The organism is Aliirhizobium sp. YIM B11859 (genome assembly GCF_057163345.1).
Map to the genome: position 1 here is coordinate 125,191 of NZ_JBXHAY010000002.1, position 14,770 is coordinate 139,960.

16 protein-coding genes are annotated in these 14,770 nt (G+C 60.8%); 7 read left to right on the forward strand and 9 right to left on the reverse strand.

Annotated features, from left to right (window positions below; genetic code table 11):
• Positions 1–162: 162 nt before the first annotated feature.
• The gene (locus AC2GXZ_RS06860) at positions 163–624 is read right to left on the reverse strand and encodes a YcgN family cysteine cluster protein (RefSeq protein ID WP_483758411.1); all 462 of its coding nucleotides are present in this window, start codon (positions 622–624) and stop codon (positions 163–165) included.
• 193 nt (positions 625–817) lie between these two features.
• Here AC2GXZ_RS06860 and AC2GXZ_RS06865 point away from each other — a divergent pair, with 193 nt between their 5' ends.
• Positions 818–3,094: a transglycosylase domain-containing protein gene (locus AC2GXZ_RS06865; RefSeq protein WP_483758412.1), complete on the forward strand. Its 2,277-nt coding sequence runs from the start codon at positions 818–820 to the stop codon at positions 3,092–3,094.
• An 11-nt stretch (positions 3,095–3,105) separates the two neighbouring features.
• On the opposite strand, the gene AC2GXZ_RS06870 is transcribed toward AC2GXZ_RS06865, so the two are convergent.
• A complete protein-coding gene (locus tag AC2GXZ_RS06870; RefSeq protein WP_483758413.1) occupies positions 3,106–3,426 on the reverse strand; it encodes a HigA family addiction module antitoxin in 321 nt (106 codons plus the stop codon).
• Between the two features lie 77 nt (positions 3,427–3,503).
• Between AC2GXZ_RS06870 and AC2GXZ_RS06875 the strand changes: the two genes are divergently transcribed.
• From AC2GXZ_RS06875 to AC2GXZ_RS06885, 3 genes are all read left to right on the forward strand, one after another.
• Positions 3,504–3,797, forward strand: a complete 294-nt coding sequence (locus AC2GXZ_RS06875) for a hypothetical protein (RefSeq protein WP_483758414.1) — start codon at positions 3,504–3,506, stop codon at positions 3,795–3,797.
• An 81-nt stretch (positions 3,798–3,878) separates the two neighbouring features.
• Positions 3,879–4,466: a DUF1214 domain-containing protein gene (locus tag AC2GXZ_RS06880; RefSeq protein WP_483758415.1), complete on the forward strand. Its 588-nt coding sequence runs from the start codon at positions 3,879–3,881 to the stop codon at positions 4,464–4,466.
• A complete protein-coding gene (locus AC2GXZ_RS06885; protein ID WP_483758416.1) occupies positions 4,459–5,070 on the forward strand; it encodes a DUF1254 domain-containing protein in 612 nt (203 codons plus the stop codon). Before AC2GXZ_RS06880 ends, AC2GXZ_RS06885 begins: the two co-directional genes overlap by 8 nt.
• 7 nt (positions 5,071–5,077) lie before the next feature.
• On the opposite strand, the gene AC2GXZ_RS06890 is transcribed toward AC2GXZ_RS06885, so the two are convergent.
• On the reverse strand, positions 5,078–5,278 hold the full coding sequence (locus tag AC2GXZ_RS06890; RefSeq protein WP_483758417.1) for a hypothetical protein: 201 nt from the start codon (positions 5,276–5,278) through the stop codon (positions 5,078–5,080).
• Positions 5,279–5,827: 549 nt separating this feature from the next.
• Between AC2GXZ_RS06890 and panC the strand changes: the two genes are divergently transcribed.
• The 3 genes from panC (at position 5,828) to AC2GXZ_RS06905 (ending at position 8,816) form a co-directional block, all read left to right on the forward strand.
• Positions 5,828–6,676: a pantoate--beta-alanine ligase gene (gene panC, locus AC2GXZ_RS06895; protein WP_483758418.1), complete on the forward strand. Its 849-nt coding sequence runs from the start codon at positions 5,828–5,830 to the stop codon at positions 6,674–6,676.
• Between the two features lie 184 nt (positions 6,677–6,860).
• On the forward strand, positions 6,861–7,421 hold the full coding sequence (locus AC2GXZ_RS06900) for a cytochrome b (protein ID WP_483758419.1): 561 nt from the start codon (positions 6,861–6,863) through the stop codon (positions 7,419–7,421).
• Positions 7,422–7,742: 321 nt separating this feature from the next.
• Positions 7,743–8,816, forward strand: coding sequence for a DUF2336 domain-containing protein (locus AC2GXZ_RS06905; protein ID WP_483758420.1), 1,074 nt, complete (start codon positions 7,743–7,745; stop codon positions 8,814–8,816).
• 17 nt (positions 8,817–8,833) lie between these two features.
• On the opposite strand, the gene AC2GXZ_RS06910 is transcribed toward AC2GXZ_RS06905, so the two are convergent.
• The 6 genes from AC2GXZ_RS06910 to AC2GXZ_RS06935 form a co-directional block, all read right to left on the reverse strand.
• Positions 8,834–9,181 (reverse strand): DUF1491 family protein, encoded by a 348-nt coding sequence (locus AC2GXZ_RS06910; RefSeq protein ID WP_483758421.1) that lies wholly within the window; start codon positions 9,179–9,181, stop codon positions 8,834–8,836.
• 84 nt (positions 9,182–9,265) lie between these two features.
• On the reverse strand, positions 9,266–9,685 hold the full coding sequence (locus AC2GXZ_RS06915; RefSeq protein WP_483758422.1) for a hypothetical protein: 420 nt from the start codon (positions 9,683–9,685) through the stop codon (positions 9,266–9,268).
• Positions 9,686–10,191: 506 nt separating this feature from the next.
• Positions 10,192–10,656 (reverse strand): DMP19 family protein, encoded by a 465-nt coding sequence (locus AC2GXZ_RS06920; protein WP_483758423.1) that lies wholly within the window; start codon positions 10,654–10,656, stop codon positions 10,192–10,194.
• A gap of 184 nt (positions 10,657–10,840) precedes the next feature.
• Complete coding sequence (locus AC2GXZ_RS06925) at positions 10,841–11,467, reverse strand: LysE family translocator (protein ID WP_483758424.1); 627 nt, start codon at positions 11,465–11,467, stop codon at positions 10,841–10,843.
• A gap of 160 nt (positions 11,468–11,627) precedes the next feature.
• Positions 11,628–12,848, reverse strand: a complete 1,221-nt coding sequence (locus AC2GXZ_RS06930; protein ID WP_483758425.1) for a peptidoglycan-binding domain-containing protein — start codon at positions 12,846–12,848, stop codon at positions 11,628–11,630.
• A gap of 64 nt (positions 12,849–12,912) precedes the next feature.
• Entirely contained in the window at positions 12,913–14,496 is a 1,584-nt protein-coding gene (locus tag AC2GXZ_RS06935) for a sensor histidine kinase (RefSeq protein WP_483758426.1), read from the reverse strand.
• Between the last annotated feature and the right edge of the window lie 274 nt (positions 14,497–14,770).

Below are 14,770 nucleotides of genomic sequence, written 5' to 3' on the forward strand. Positions count from 1 at the left end.
CGATTTTTGACCATCAGGACGAAATGTATCGTCCATTCAGTCAATAATACATGCGTTAAATGACATAGAAAAACGCAATAACGATAGCAGCTTAACTTTTGTACGCTACCGTACGTTGATAAGTGGAATATTGACGGCCTTCGGCTTTATACTTTTGCGGCTTCAGGCCTTTTCACCAACACGCAACGGCCAGTCGACGACATAGTCCTCGAAGTCATCCACATCGACATCGTTTTCACTGACGGTGCGGCCGCGGGCGGAAATGCCGGCCTGGTGCACCGTGTCGGGGTCGCCGGAGACGAGCGGATGCCACCAGTAGAGATCCTCGCCATCGCGCACGAGGCGATAACCGCAGGTCGGCGGCAGCCAGTGGATGTCGCGCACTTCCTTCGGCGTCAACTGGATGCAATCTGGCACGGTCTTCTGGCGGTTGGGATAATCGGAGCAGCGACAGCTTTGCCCGTCGAGCAGCCGGCAGGCGACCGAGGTGAAGACGACATCGCCGCTATCCCAGTCCTCCAGCTTGTTGAGGCAACAGAGGCCGCAACCGTCGCAGAGACTTTCCCATTCGCCCTGACTCAGTTCGTCGAGCGTCTTCAGTTTCCAGAAAGGCAGATCGTTCATCATCACTTTTGCGGCAGGACGATACAAATCGTGCGGGCCGCCCTTTGCGTGTTGCGATTTTACAATCGCGCGTCAACCATTTGTCAGCTAATGCTGAATAACCGTGGCCAACTTATGCTCTTGATCGTTGTCAGGCGCTACGTCAAGCCAAACGCAATACCTCTGGAGGTGTTTTGCGGACGGGGGAAAGAAGTTGCAGGACGAGCCCAAGGACGGCCCGAAGAACGGGCCACAGCCATCTCCGGAGCGACCGCGCCACAAGCGCCACACCCTGCTGCGTATCGACAGCTGGATCGATTCGACCGTCTGGAACCTCGGTTTCAAGCTCACCGAAATCTGGGAAGAGATCACCATCTTCTTCCGCCGCTTCCGGGTACGGGGCTGGAAGAAACTCGTCTTCGAAGTCGCCGGCGAGGCGATGACGCTTGGCACGGCCGGCTCGGTCGTGCTTCTGGCGCTGGCGCTTCCGGCCTTCGAGGAAACCAAGGAAGACTGGCGCAACCGCGGCGATTTCGCCGTCACCTTCCTCGACCGCTACGGCAATGTGGTTGGCCATCGCGGCATCATCCATGAAGATTCCGTGCCGATCGACGAGCTTCCGGATCACCTGATCAAGGCGGTTCTGGCAACCGAGGATCGGCGTTTCTTCGATCATTACGGTATCGATTTCATCGGCCTTGGCCGGGCGCTCAGCGAAAACGCCAAGGCCGGCGGCGTCGTGCAGGGCGGCTCGACGCTGACCCAGCAGCTCGCCAAAAACCTGTTCCTCACCAACGAACGGTCGATCGAGCGCAAGATCAAGGAAGCCTTCCTGTCAGTGTGGCTGGAAGCCAATCTGTCGAAAAAGGAAATCCTGTCACTCTATCTCGACCGCGCCTATATGGGCGGCGGCACGTTCGGTGCGGCGGCGGCGGCACAGTTCTATTTCGGCAAGAACATCACCGATGTCAGCCTTGCCGAAAGCGCCATGCTCGCCGGGCTGTTCAAGGCACCGGCGAAATATGCGCCGCATGTCAACCTGCCGGCGGCGCGTGCGCGCGCCAATGACGTGCTCTCCAACCTGGTGCAGAGCGGGCTGATGTCTGAGGGCCAGGTGATCGGCGCGCGCCGCAACCCGGCAACCGCCATCGACCGCGCCGACGTCAAAGCACCCGACTATTTCCTCGACTGGGCCTTCGACGAAGTGCAGCGGCTGGCCAAGGCCGACAAGATCAGGGAACACTCGCTGGTGGTGCGCACCACCATCGATACCGGCCTGCAGCAGGCGGCCGATGCGGCGATGGAATCGAGCCTGCGCGAGTTCGGCGAGGGCTACAAGGTCAAACAGGGCGCAATGGTGATGATCGAGAACGGCGGTGCCGTTCGCGCCATGGTCGGCGGCCGCGATTACGGCGAAAGCCAGTTCAACCGCGCCACCAAGGCTCTGCGCCAGCCGGGCTCATCGTTCAAGCTCTATACCTATTCGGCGGCGATGGAGCATGGGATGACGCCGGAAACGACGATTTCCGATGCGCCGATCACCTGGCGCGGCTGGTCGCCGCAAAATTACGGGCGTTCCTACAAGGGCAAGGTGACGCTGCTGACCGCGATGGCGCAGTCGCTCAACACGGTTCCGGTGCGATTGGCCAAGGAGGTGCTCGGCACCCAGGTGATCGTCGATACCGCCAAGGCATTCGGCATCGAGACACCGCTTCGGACCGACAAGACCATCCCGCTCGGCACGTCGGAAGTCACCGTGCTCGACCAGGCGACCGGTTATGCGGTAATGCCTGCCGGCGGCATGCAGTCACGCCGCCACGGGATCGATCAGGTTCTCGGTTACGGCGGCGAGGTGCTTTATGACTTCAACCGCGACGAACAACCGGCCAAACGGGTCCTGTCGGAAAAAGCGCTGTCGTCGATGAACCGCATCCTCACCCAGATCCCGGTGATCGGCACGGCAAAACGCGCGGCGCTGGACGGCGGCATCGTCACCGGCGGCAAGACCGGCACGTCGCAGAGCTATCGCGACGCGTGGTTCATCGGGTTTACCGGCAATTACACGACGGCCGTCTGGTTCGGTAACGACGATTATTCACCGATGAACAACATGACCGGCGGCGCGCTGCCGGCGATGACGTTCAAAAAACTGATGGACTATGCCCATCAGGGCGTCGAACTTCGCCCCATTCCCGGCATCGACAACCCGCTGCCGACCGGCACCCATAAAAAGGGCGATACAATCGCCGAGAAAAAGGAGACCGATCCGGCGCTGCTGGCCCTGACCCGGCCGCGCTCGCTCTCGTCGGAAACCACCCGCGTGCTGAAACAGATCGCCCAGATGCTGAAGACAGCCCCGCCATTGGTGGCCGGCACCGAAAAAGTGGCCGAAGTCGTTTCGCCCGCAGCCGCGCTGCGCGCCGAAACCAGCAGCGATTTGCGCAAGGGCACGGCGGTGATCAGCCCGATCCGGACAAATTCGATACCGTGAGGGGCTCGCGATCACGCGGCCCGTGGTGCGATGCGGTCGAGTTCATCGACTAGCTGGCGGCGGCGCTGCATCAAGTCGTAATCGGCCTGAAGGCCGAGGAAAAAGCCTTCCGACAGGCCGAAATAACGAGCGAGCCTCAGGTCGGTGTCGGCGGTGACCGCGCGTTTGCCAAGCACGATCTCGTTGATGCGGCGGGGCTGAACGCCGAGCGCGCGGGCGAGCCCGTTCTGGCTGAGTTCCAGAGGTTTGAGAAAATCTTCCAGCAGGATGTCGCCCGGATGCGGGTTGGGCAACCAGTCTGCTTCAGAGGTGGTAATCGACGATTTCGACATTCGATACGTTCCCACCACTGGATCGCGCCCATAATTAATGACACATTGTCATATTCTACACGCTGGAGGTTAGGAACATGCCGGATAATCTGTCAACACTCATAGCCAACGCACAAACTGCAACTGGTGGCGTATTTATATTATCAGGTATTATATTAATTGGATTTGTGGTCTTTGCGCTCAAGATCGACAAAAATAGTCCCTACGCGCCGCACGCACTTCCTTTGCTGGGAGTTATGATAATTGTGCCAGCCACTATGTTTTTAGGCGTCACCAAGATCATTAATTCTGACGCGGTGTCAGCTGTTATAGGCGCTGTGGTCGCTTACATCTTTACATCAAAATCCCACAATCCTCCAGCTTCCGACTGATCCAGGCGCATGTCGTGAGGTTCCGTCCGGCGAGAATCAATGCTAACCCTCTGGTAAAGCTTTCGAGGACGACAATCGCCCGTGTTCCGTGTTCCCTTTCTCGTCGCCATAGCGCTTGCCATCGCCTTTTCGGGCGGGATCTGGTCGACCCGGCTGGCGCTCGACGCCACGATCGGGTTTGGTGCGATCAAGCTCGGCGCCTGGCAAGCCTTTCCGGAGGCGCAGACGGCGGGCGCGGATCCTTATGCGAAATCGCATCGGGCGAATGCCGGGAAGCTGCTTTATGCAACAGCCGAGGGCCTGAGCTTTACCGCCTCGAGCGACGACAGCGGCGCGCGGCTTGACGGCAATTGCAGCTATCAACTGAGCGGCGAGACGCCGACGGCGCGTTACTGGACGCTGTTTGCCGCAGGGCCGGACGGGCGGCCGCCATCTGCCGATGCGGAGCGTCCGAGCACGCTGAATTCCCGCATGGTGCTGCGCAAGGCCGACGGGTCTGCCGACATCACGATCGCTTCGACCGCAAGGACCGGCAACTGGCTGGCGATCCCGCCGCAAGGCGTGTTCCGGCTGACGCTGACGCTGCTCGATACGCCGGCTGCCGGCAGTTCCGGGTTGATCGACCTGTCGATGCCGGCGATCCGCAGGATAGGGTGTGGTCATGCCTGACAGTGCCGCGCCCGGCTCCGTGCCGCGAAATTTCCTGTGGCTGAAGATCCTGTTTGCGATCCTGACCGGGCTTGTGGGGGCAGCCCTGCTGCATCTCGTGATCATCTTCTCGCTGCCGCAATTTTCCCAGCGCGACGCCTATACGCGGATCATTGCCGAGGGCGAGAGCCACCGCTTCTACCGGCTCGGCGAGATGCCGGATCGCGCCGGACTGTCGAAGGAAGACCCGATGATGGAGATGGCGGTCTGCTCGTTCGATATCGGCGAGGCGCCGGTGAGACTGACGGCTGCGAATGGCGGCGTGCCGTTCTGGTCGCTCGGCGTGTATGACGCGTCTTCGGATGAAACATTCTCGATCAACGACCGGACCTCGGCCGACCATGTGCTCGACGTGGTGATCGGCACGCCGGCGCAACTTGCCATCCTTCGCAAAAGCCTGCCGCGCGATTTTTCGCAGACGGTGCTCGTCGAGACGCAGCAGACGGAAGGTTATGCGGTGCTCAGAAGCCTTGTGACGCATAAAAGCGTCGCGCCGGCCGTGGCGCAATTTCTTGAACAGGCAGGCTGCGCACCCTTCAAGTGGCGCACGCGAGGCCAGTTCTAGCTCACATCTATATCAGTTCGACGCGGCCCGAGTGGTTTTCCGCCTTGCGATCCGCGCGGTCGTCGAAACGTTCGTAGCGAATGCCGGTAAACATCACGATCTCGCCCGCAAGCGCAAGGCCCGACGTTGTCACCTGTGTTTGGCCGACAGACGACAGCTTTCGCCCGTTGCGGTCACGCCATGCATTCATCAGCACTATCTCTGCCATGCTCGTCTCCAATCAAGGGATCGAGAGGGATGAAGACGGTTCGATTTCATCCTGCCCTCAAGGGGCCAACGCACCCATGGAGACCTGTACCGGCTCCACGGACATCCGCGCCTTTCTCGTCAAAACGCCTCCGCCAGGCGCTGCGACATTTCATCTACCGGTTCCGCCTGAGCCGGCAGGTGGCAGCGCTGTTTCCAGTCTACCGCCGTTTTCCGGCTTGGTGACCGGTCATGAGCAAAATTCAGCCATAACACGGTAAACAGAAGGTTAACGCTAAAGTAGCGCCCGCTGCGAACGGCTCCCCGTCATCAGATCCATAACGCGGTGTTGCAGATTTGGTTCACTGCACGCCGGCCGATCGCGAAAATTCCGCTCATCGGCAATCCCCACCCTTGTCGCTTTCCCCTGCCCCCTCACCCGGCCCCGCCGGAGCATCATCCCGACAACGGCAGACGAGCGTTGCACGAAAGCCGGTACCGGTCCGCCGGCCGATCCTGTAAACGGCGATCATTCAAACGGACTGATCAAGACATACAGGCGAATGAAGACATGCAGATAATCTCCAAGGTCGACGAACTGCGCAGCGCGATCGGGCAATTGCGCCGGCCTGACGAAAACCTCGGTTTCGTGCCGACCATGGGTTATCTGCATCAGGGGCATCTCGGCCTGATTTCCCGTTCGCGGGCAGAAAACGCCGTCACCGTGGTGTCGATCTTCGTCAATCCGCTGCAGTTTTCGGCAAGCGAGGATCTCGACAAATATCCCCGCAATCTGGAGCGCGATGCGGCGCTTTTGAGAGAGGCCGGCGTCGACATTCTGTTTGCTCCCGGTGTTGCCGACATGTATCCGCGGCCGATGCGCGCCGTGGTGGACGTGCCGGCAATCGGCCGCCAGCTGGAAGGCGAGGTACGGCCCGGACATTTCGCCGGGGTGGCGACCGTCGTGTGCAAGCTGTTCAACATCGTGCAGCCGGACCAGGCCTATTTCGGCGAGAAGGATTACCAGCAGGTGATCGTCATCCGCCAGATGGTCGAGGATCTCGCCGTGCCGGTTCGCGTCTTGCCGGTTCCGACCGTTCGCGATCTGGACGGGTTGGCGCTTTCGTCGCGCAATGTCTATCTCGACGAAAGAGAGCGGCAGGCGGCACGCGTGGTGCCGCGGGCGCTCGACGAGGCGGAACGCCTGGTCGCCGACGGCATGACCGATCCGGACGAGGTGGAAGCGCGGGTGCGGGCCTTCCTTTCCGAGGAGCCGCTGGCCGATGCCGAGATCGTCGCCCTGCGCGACGCCGAGACTTTGGAACGGGTGACACGCATCACGGCACCGGTGGTGCTGGCGCTGTTCGTCCGCTTCGGCTCGACGCGGCTGCTCGACAACAGGGTTATCGGACGGAATTGAACGGGCCAGAGCCGGTTGCCGTCAAGGACGCCGCTGCCGGCCGTCTGCGCTGCCGCAATGCGTGACCGGCGCGCCACACCTGTTCGAGACCCGCCAACATTGCCTGGAATTAATGCAGGACCGCATGCCGCCCGTGCGATGTTTGCCGCTATCGATCTGCCTGCCCGGACATCAAGAGAATTCGATGGCACCTATATACGAGACCCGCATGTCGCTGCAGCCGAACCGGCGTTACTCGGCCACTCAGCGCCTTTTGCACTGGACGATGGCGATCGTCATTTTCGCGGCGCTGGCGCTCGGGCTCTATTGTTCGTTTCTCGGGCGGGGTTCGCCCGATCGCCAGCTGCTGATGGATATTCACAAGTCGCTGGGCATGACCGCGCTGATGCTGATCGTGCTGCGCATACCGCTGCGGGCATCCAGCAGAGAGCCGGCATGGCAGGTCACGCCGGCACGACACGAACGGATCGCATCGCATGCCGCGCATGGCGTTCTTTATCTCCTGATGCTGCTGATGCCTTTGTCAGGTTATATCACCTCGTCATCCGAGGGGCGCACCGTTCCGTGGTTCGGCCTGTTTACCTGGCCCAACCTGTTGGCCGAGAACAGGCCTTTCGGACGGTTTGTCGGCTCCCTTCATCATTATGGAGCCTATGTCTTCTTCGCGGTGCTCGGCCTGCATCTTGCAGCCGTCGCCTGGCACAGGTTGGTCAGGCGCGACGAGGTGCTGTCGCGAATGTTGTGACCGGGTTGCCGGTCAGTCCTATCGCGTCAAAAACGGCCGGTCGGCGGGAGTTTTTCCACAGCTGACCTGTGCCAAAACAAGGCGCCTTCACCAAGCATTAACCCTGTCGGCCTAGCATGATTTTCACCTAGGCTGGCAAGGCATCCGGGCGTTTTGCGCCCGCTTTCCGACCCGGTCACCGGGAGTTCCCCAGGCAAGTAGGATGAGATCGACTGCCGGGCCTGTCTGATTTGAAGGACTGTCTGGCGGCCGTGTATTTCTGGTGACTGGCCGACACGCTGTCGGCACCTTTGTTTTGTATTGCGTCATAAGAGTTTGCCCGTGACCAGTGAGTTTCGAGATCTTGAACGACCGCATGCGATGCGCAGGAAGGACGTCGTGCTGATGGCCACGGTGACGAGCTTCGAAGAGCTCAATCATCCCAACCGTTCGGAACTGCGACAGTTCGCCGAGCTTTTCGTGCCGCTGTTTTCCGCCTCTTCCGACGAAGCCCGCCGGCAGGCGGTGGCGGCGCTGTCGCAATCGAAAACCGTGCCGTCGGCCGTCGCGTTTTTCATCGCCAGCCAGCCGATCGCCATTGCCGCACCTTTCCTGATGACCTCGACCTGCCTGACCGACGATGCGCTGGTTGCCATCGCCCGTTGCCAGGGCATCGAACATGCGCGCGCCATCGTCAGGCGCCCGACCCTTTCCCCCGCCATCATCGACGCGCTTGTCGGCATCCGCCCGGAGGCGGCCCGCCAATCCAGAGATATCGTTCCGGAGACAGACAACGTGCCGGTATCAAGCCAAGAGCAGACCATCGAGGCGCTGGCGCCCGATCCGGAAAAGCTGGCCCGCGAAGAGGATTTACGCCGGCGGATCAAACTTCTGGCCGGCCATGTGGAGCGCGCCAGCGACGACCGGCTCGGCCTCCGATCGCTGACGCCGGTGCAGGAAGCGCTGCTCGTGCGCTTTGCGCGCAACCGGGAAGCCGAGCTGCTGGTCAGCGCGCTCTCGGACATATTGACGGCCAGCCGCTGGCTTGCCGAACGTGTGCTGCTCGATCTGTCCGGCCGGCAGCTTGCCACCGTCCTGAAGGGCCTCGGCCTCAACTATTCCGACGCCACCTATATCCTTACCCGCCTCTACGGCCATCTGGTGGAAGCCGTCGATGGCGTCAGCCAGGCGGAAAGCCTGTGGCAGTCGCTCGACGAGGACGAATGCGGACGACGCATCGAAGCCTGGCGCCGGGCCGACCGGCAGACGCATCCTCAGGCTTCCCCCCTCGCCGCCGTGGCTACCGCGCACGAAGCGGCAGAAGGTTCGCAGGCGGATAACATCGAGATCATCGACCGGCCGATGCGGACGTCTGCGACAGTCAGGCGGCATGTGGCCGGTTTCAGGATCCGCTGATTCTCAGGCGTCAGGCGTCAGGCGTCGGGCGCGACCAAATCCAGGAGATCACCGATCTCGTCGATCTCCAGTTCGACGAGCCACAGATCGGTGTCGAACCGCAATTCCTTCTCCAGCGCCTGGCCGACCAGATCCGCCTCGACACGGGTGAGCCGCGTCTCGAACTTGCGCTGGCCGTCATCCTCATCGTCAAAGAAGTTCTGCGGCGCCGGCGCATAAAGACTTTCCAGACCATCGCGGAACCGCTGGCGGATAAAGATCGCACCCGCCTGCTCCGCCCCCTTGTGCTCGACGGCCGCAAACCCGCCAAGGCCAAAAACGCGGCGGACAAGGGCAGAGACAAAGATTTCGGACCGAAGGCGCATGGGACGTGTGTAAGGCGGTTTGTGGCGGGGTGCAAATGGCCGAGGACGGAAGTCGCCTGCGATCAGCCCTAAGCGGACGTGAAGTTAAAGGATCGTTTTGATACTTATCGACCAGTCGGAAGCGATGAATTCGAGCGTTTCATCGCGAAAGTAAAATAGAAAATGTCGGGCATTTACAGTGTCGGCTGAGATGACCTCCCAGTCGATGTCGCCACCCAGAATGTCTTCTCCCACTACCTCGTAGAATTCGCCCCACTTGGGAGCTTGCTTAGCGTAACGACCCTCCCCAGCAAACCACGCATGGTCGTTGGTCGCATCCCAGTTCCAGCGACTGCAATTGCTGAAGCGGAGCGTTGCCTCCTCCCTAACGTCTTCCTTCCGCTGCGACGGATTTAGTAAGAAGCTCAAGTTTGCTGCGCCGCCTTCGAAAACTACTGCGACCAACGGTGCATTAGGCTCTGCGCTCCAGTCGTCATTGAGTTGAACGAACTTCAGTTCTTGCATGCCGTATATCCTGCCTCAACGAGAGCGGCTTTTAGGGTATCAGATCATTGGTCTGCAATACTGATTGATTTGACCGCTTCTGACGCAAAGATGAAGGCGGCCTTTGGCCCTGAGCCGTTATTCTACAGGCCAGTATTTGGGGTGTTGCTGGAAAAACAGTTGCGGCTTCGGCGTTCCGTCGCGTTCCCTCCAGCCCCACTCGATTTCCTTTGCCACGAAACCAATCGAGATATTCTCCTGTGGATCGCCACCATGATCGGCTTCAATCTGTCCGATACATCCCCAGCAATCCCCCCCAGTGTCGGCGGAAAGCGGGTCTCCCTCGATGTCTAGGATACGACCACAAAGTCCGCAGCGTCGTGCCATAATGCCTGAGTTCCGTCCTGGCTATCTCATCGCGAACATAGCCGGAAGATACATCGTAGCCAATGACCGCTCATGGCGCGGAGCGGAAGGCAGCCTCCGGCCCAAAGGCGACATCGAACTACGACAAGCACTCGATGCCACTACTTCAGCAGATGGTGTTTCTCCGCATACTGTTCACGGGCCAAAATGTAGTCGCTGCTCCAGACATCTATGGCTCCGCAGGCTTGGTCGAGGATGACCTGCAACTGTGGATCGCTATTGATCCGATCAATCCGATCAATCTGACTGACAGGAAAAGGTGCTCCGAATGCATCAATAATTCTGCCCATGCTGTTCGCGTAGCTGGGTAAGAGCATGTCCTGCAGCGCATCACGTACAGTCGGAGCTAGAGCTCCCAACGAGTTGTCAAAGAATTGCTGAACGCCGCCATTCCCGACCTCTCCGTCAAATATTGTTGTTGCATAGAGATATACGCTTGGCTGGCCAAGCACTGTGACCGTCTGTGGAACAAGCTGGTCTTCGATAGAGATGCCTTGTTCAGCCTGATCTATCGCCTGCCGCAGAAACCAGTCATCGAGTGAATTGAGATCCTTGTAAGTCGTCATCATCTCGTTCCGTTCAATGTCAAAGGCCTTTCAGCTCAAACTCCTCAGTGCACGGGCGGCGAACCGCGAAGACGTCATTATTTCAGGCCGACGCTAGACTGTAGATCGATTGACGGCAATTGGCGCTTCCACGCCATCACGGCCCGTCTTTTATCGCGGTCTTGCCCTCATAGAAGTACGCTGATCACAATCTCTCGGAAATGAGGCGCAAACCGAAGGCTGCAAGCAGGGTGCCAATGCTGCGCTCGATCCAGCGTCCAAAACGCTCGTAAGCCCGGCGGGCCATTCGGCCGGATAATAGTACCGTCACGAGGCCGTACCAGAAGATTTCGAGCGCGAATCCACCGAACAGGATTGTCAGTTTGGCCCACATTGCCGTCTCCGGTGGAACGGCTACAGCATACAGGCCGATAAAGAAAGCAATGCCTTTGGGATTGGACAGGTTCACCAACACTCCCATCCGAAGACCGCGCAACAAGCTGCCGGAAACGCCATTTTTCTCCACAGCGGTTACTTGTGACCCACCGGACAGCCACGCCATCACGCCCAGATAGACAAGATAGCAACCGCCAGCGATCTGGATCAAACCGGCAAGCCAGCTAACGCGAGTGAGCACCAACGCCAGCCCCGTCATTGATAGTATGGCATAAAATGAGGCTGCTAAGGCGAGGCCAAAGGTTGCACCTACAGCGGAAGATCGCGCCCCTAACACTGCCAGCCTACTGATGAGTGCGAAGTTAGGCCCGGGACTGATAACGACTGCTGCATAAAGGCCTAGTGTCGTAAGAATGACTGTCAGTTCGGTGCTCATCTGAGCTAGTGCTCCGTTGGCGAAACGCAATTACCTCACATTCAAATAATCGCGGCACAAAACTCGCGTTTGAAAGGTATGTCAATGACCGCTGTTGGCGCGAAACCGCCCGGCTCCTGTCGCCAGTCCCGCAACAGATCTCGGCGGCAATGCCCGGTCTCTAAAGCGCGCCGATCGCCTTCAGCTTGTTGAGCACGAGCTGGTCGGGTTCGCCGGTTTCGGGCAGGCGGTAGTGTTTCTGGAAACGGCGGACGGCGGCCTTGGTCTGGGTGCCGGCAACGCCGTCGACCTCGACATCGGTATAGGCGATGTTCGACAACCCCTTCTGGATCTGCAGCACCATGGTGCTCGGCAGAGCGGTGTCATTGCGTCTGGTCGAAACCGGCAGCGCTGCGACGCGGGTCGGGCCGGGAATGGCGGCGGGCGGCATCATGGCCGGCTGGCGCTCGGCGGAGCGGATCGCGGCGGTGACCGGATCCTCGTTGCGGGCAGCGGCCTTTACCTGCTGAACGGCGGGCTGGACGGTTGCCGGCGAGGTGGGGCGCGTCGACGCGGCCGCGGGACGGACGTCGTTTCGCTGTGCATCCAAACGGGGGGCATCCACACGGGAGGCATCCACACGGGGCGCCTGGCGCGGCACCGGCATGGGAAGCGGGCTGGCATTCGCCTGGGCCTGGGCCTGGGCCTGGGACTGGTTGGGCATCGGCTTCGACTGCAGCACGGCCAGAAGTTCGGGGGTCGGCACACCGCGCTGCGGCAGGCCGGAGGCTTCCTCGAAAAACAGGATGGCGGCTTCGGTGCGCGGTCCCATCAGGCCGTCAGCAGCACCATCATAAAGGCCGCGGCCGGTCAGCGCACGCTGGATGCCGGCCACCAGCGTGGCATCGGTTGCGGTCGCCAACGGACTTCCCGCCGGTTGGGCTGCCGATTGGCCGGCAATGATCGAGCGGATGTCGTCGGCCGGCACGGCTGCCGGCGCTGCGACGACCGGCTGGGTCGCCGGTGCAGATGACGGTTTGCCGGGAAATGGCTGGTTGAGGTCCTGCGGTGTGCGACCCTGCTGGTTCTGGGCCTGCTGGGTCTGGCCCTGTTGATTCTGGGCTTGCTGGCTGGCGGTCGGAGCGCGTTCGATCCTGAAGGTGGTGACGTCTGCCGGATCGGCCTGCCTGAACGGGCGATAACCGGCGATGGCATTGGGATCGCGTGCATCGCGGGTGGCAAGGAACGGCGCCAGATGGCCGCCCGGCGGCTGATACCAGAGCGCATTTGCGGCAACGAAGGAGAAGGCGACGATGAAGACACTGCCGTAGAATGCCGGCTTGGGATTGCGGATGACGGCACGGCCAAGACCCGACGCGGCACCGCCTGCGCCCGAGACCATGGCTCCGCCCGCGCCCGCAAGAATGCGGGACGGAAGGCTTTTTTCCTTCGCTGTCCGTCGCCCCTTAGGCGATTTTCGCTTCCGCGTGGTCATTCGTCGATCCCAGCTTCATTCCAGCCCGCTCCATCGCGGGTTCATCCATCATGGCCTTTTCATCGATAGTCTTCAACTGCACGGTGTTCAGGCGTGGCGGGAACTCCACCATTTCCACCGTTCCGTCCCTGGCTTCCACCGCATCCGGCCCGGCAAGCGGAAGGGTTACGGTGACGATGGTGCCCTCGCCCGGACGGCTGGTCATGGAAAACGTGCCGCGGTGCAGCGAGACCAGACCCTTGACGAGGGCGAGACCGAGGCCCGTGCCTTCGTAATTGCGTGCGTAACCGTTTTCCACCTGGGTGAAGGGCTGGCCGAGGAGGCCGAGCTTTTCCGGTGCGATGCCGATACCGGTATCGCTGACGGAAATCACCAGATCGCTGCCGCTGAGCGATGCATCCATCGACACGACGCCGCCGCGTTCGGTGAATTTGATGGCATTGCCGGCAAGATTGATGAGGATCTGCTGCACGGCGCGACGATCGGCCGTGACATCCGGCAGACCGCGGGCAATGCGGGTGGTCAGCATCACGCCCTTGTCGCGGGCCTGCAGGTCCAGCATCGCGCGGCAGGTCTCGACGGCTTCGGCAGCAACAAAGGGCTCGACCAGAAGTTCGTACCGGCCCGCCTCGATCTTCGACATGTCGAGCATGGTGGTGACGACCGAAAGCAGGTGGCCGCCCGACTGGCGGATGAGGCCGACATATTCGCGCTGGCGATCATTGGCCAGCTTGCCGAAATATTCACCGGCGAGAACATCGGAAAAGCCGAGAATGGCGTTGAGCGGGGTGCGCAGTTCATGGCTGACGGCGGCGAGAAAACGCTGCTTGGTCTCATGCGCCGAGCGGGCTTCTTCCTGGCGGCTTTCAGCCTCGCGACGCAGCGCATCGTATTCGGAAATATCCTGGGCCTGGGCAAAGACCTGCACGAGACCGCCTTCGGCATTGCGGATGGCGGTCAGATCGAACCGCACGGGCACGAACTGGCGGCCGTCATCCGCAGACGGCGCCTTGCGCACCCGGACATCGGTCTGGGCACTGGACGCGCCCTGGCGCAGCATGTCGAAAGCCTGAAGGAGCGCGATACGGTCCGAAACATGGACGCGTTCGGCAAGAGCGTAGCCCTCGCATTCCTTCAAAGCGGCGGGGAAATTCTGACGGTCGCGACCGCCGACCTTTACCACCTGTCCCTGCGCGTCGAGCGAGATCGTCAGGCCGGGGCAGGCATCGAAGGCGAGGTCATCGGCTGCAGCGGCTAGGGGCTGGGTCTGGCGCGACCGCGAAAAGGCAAAGGCCGACAGGCCGAGAAAGGTGGAAAGAACGAGAGCGGCACCAACGGGAAATGCCAGGACAGGACGCAGCACGGCACTCAGCGCCAGCGGCACGACGGGCAATGCGACGGCGGCTGCGATCGACAGGCGGCGCAGACGGGTGATGTCTGCGGCATGCGCATCATTGCTACCGGCGGTTTCACCACCGACACGGGCGAGCCAGCGTTCGGCAGTCTCATCGACGACCCGAACGGCCTTTCCGGCTATGTTACCCAATACGCGCACGCAATACCCTGACACGGTCTCTTTTACGCGGCCACATTAGGCGTCCGCGACTTAAGGAAAGGATAAGAATGGGTGATTCGCGCCCCCGCCAGAAGGCCGCAGATCCGAGTTTGGCACACATTCGGGGGCACTTCTGAGCTTGTGGTTAACGGGGCGTAAGCGACGGAATTGGTTTGATTTTTTCTTACGTGTTAACACTTGTGGCAAAGCCTGGCGGTGAAAACGCCTTGCCTTTGGGGCGATCGCCCCATTTATGCTTAACGGCGGTCGCTAA

Excerpts from the sequence above, each read along its gene's own strand:
- AC2GXZ_RS06930 (WP_483758425.1), bottom strand. The coding sequence starts at position 12,848 with ATGGTCTCGGGCGCAGGCGGTGCCGCGTCGGGTCTTGGCCGTGCCGTC.
- AC2GXZ_RS06870 (WP_483758413.1), bottom strand. The coding sequence starts at position 3,426 with ATGTCGAAATCGTCGATTACCACCTCTGAAGCAGACTGGTTGCCCAAC.
- AC2GXZ_RS06875 (WP_483758414.1), top strand. The coding sequence starts at position 3,504 with ATGCCGGATAATCTGTCAACACTCATAGCCAACGCACAAACTGCAACT.
- AC2GXZ_RS06915 (WP_483758422.1), bottom strand. The coding sequence starts at position 9,685 with ATGCAAGAACTGAAGTTCGTTCAACTCAATGACGACTGGAGCGCAGAG.
- AC2GXZ_RS06920 (WP_483758423.1), bottom strand. The coding sequence starts at position 10,656 with ATGACGACTTACAAGGATCTCAATTCACTCGATGACTGGTTTCTGCGG.
- AC2GXZ_RS06885 (WP_483758416.1), top strand. The coding sequence starts at position 4,459 with ATGCCTGACAGTGCCGCGCCCGGCTCCGTGCCGCGAAATTTCCTGTGG.
- panC (WP_483758418.1), top strand. The coding sequence starts at position 5,828 with ATGCAGATAATCTCCAAGGTCGACGAACTGCGCAGCGCGATCGGGCAA.
- AC2GXZ_RS06860 (WP_483758411.1), bottom strand. The coding sequence starts at position 624 with ATGAACGATCTGCCTTTCTGGAAACTGAAGACGCTCGACGAACTGAGT.
- AC2GXZ_RS06910 (WP_483758421.1), bottom strand. The coding sequence starts at position 9,181 with ATGCGCCTTCGGTCCGAAATCTTTGTCTCTGCCCTTGTCCGCCGCGTT.
- AC2GXZ_RS06890 (WP_483758417.1), bottom strand. The coding sequence starts at position 5,278 with ATGGCAGAGATAGTGCTGATGAATGCATGGCGTGACCGCAACGGGCGA.
- AC2GXZ_RS06925 (WP_483758424.1), bottom strand. The coding sequence starts at position 11,467 with ATGAGCACCGAACTGACAGTCATTCTTACGACACTAGGCCTTTATGCA.
- AC2GXZ_RS06900 (WP_483758419.1), top strand. The coding sequence starts at position 6,861 with ATGGCACCTATATACGAGACCCGCATGTCGCTGCAGCCGAACCGGCGT.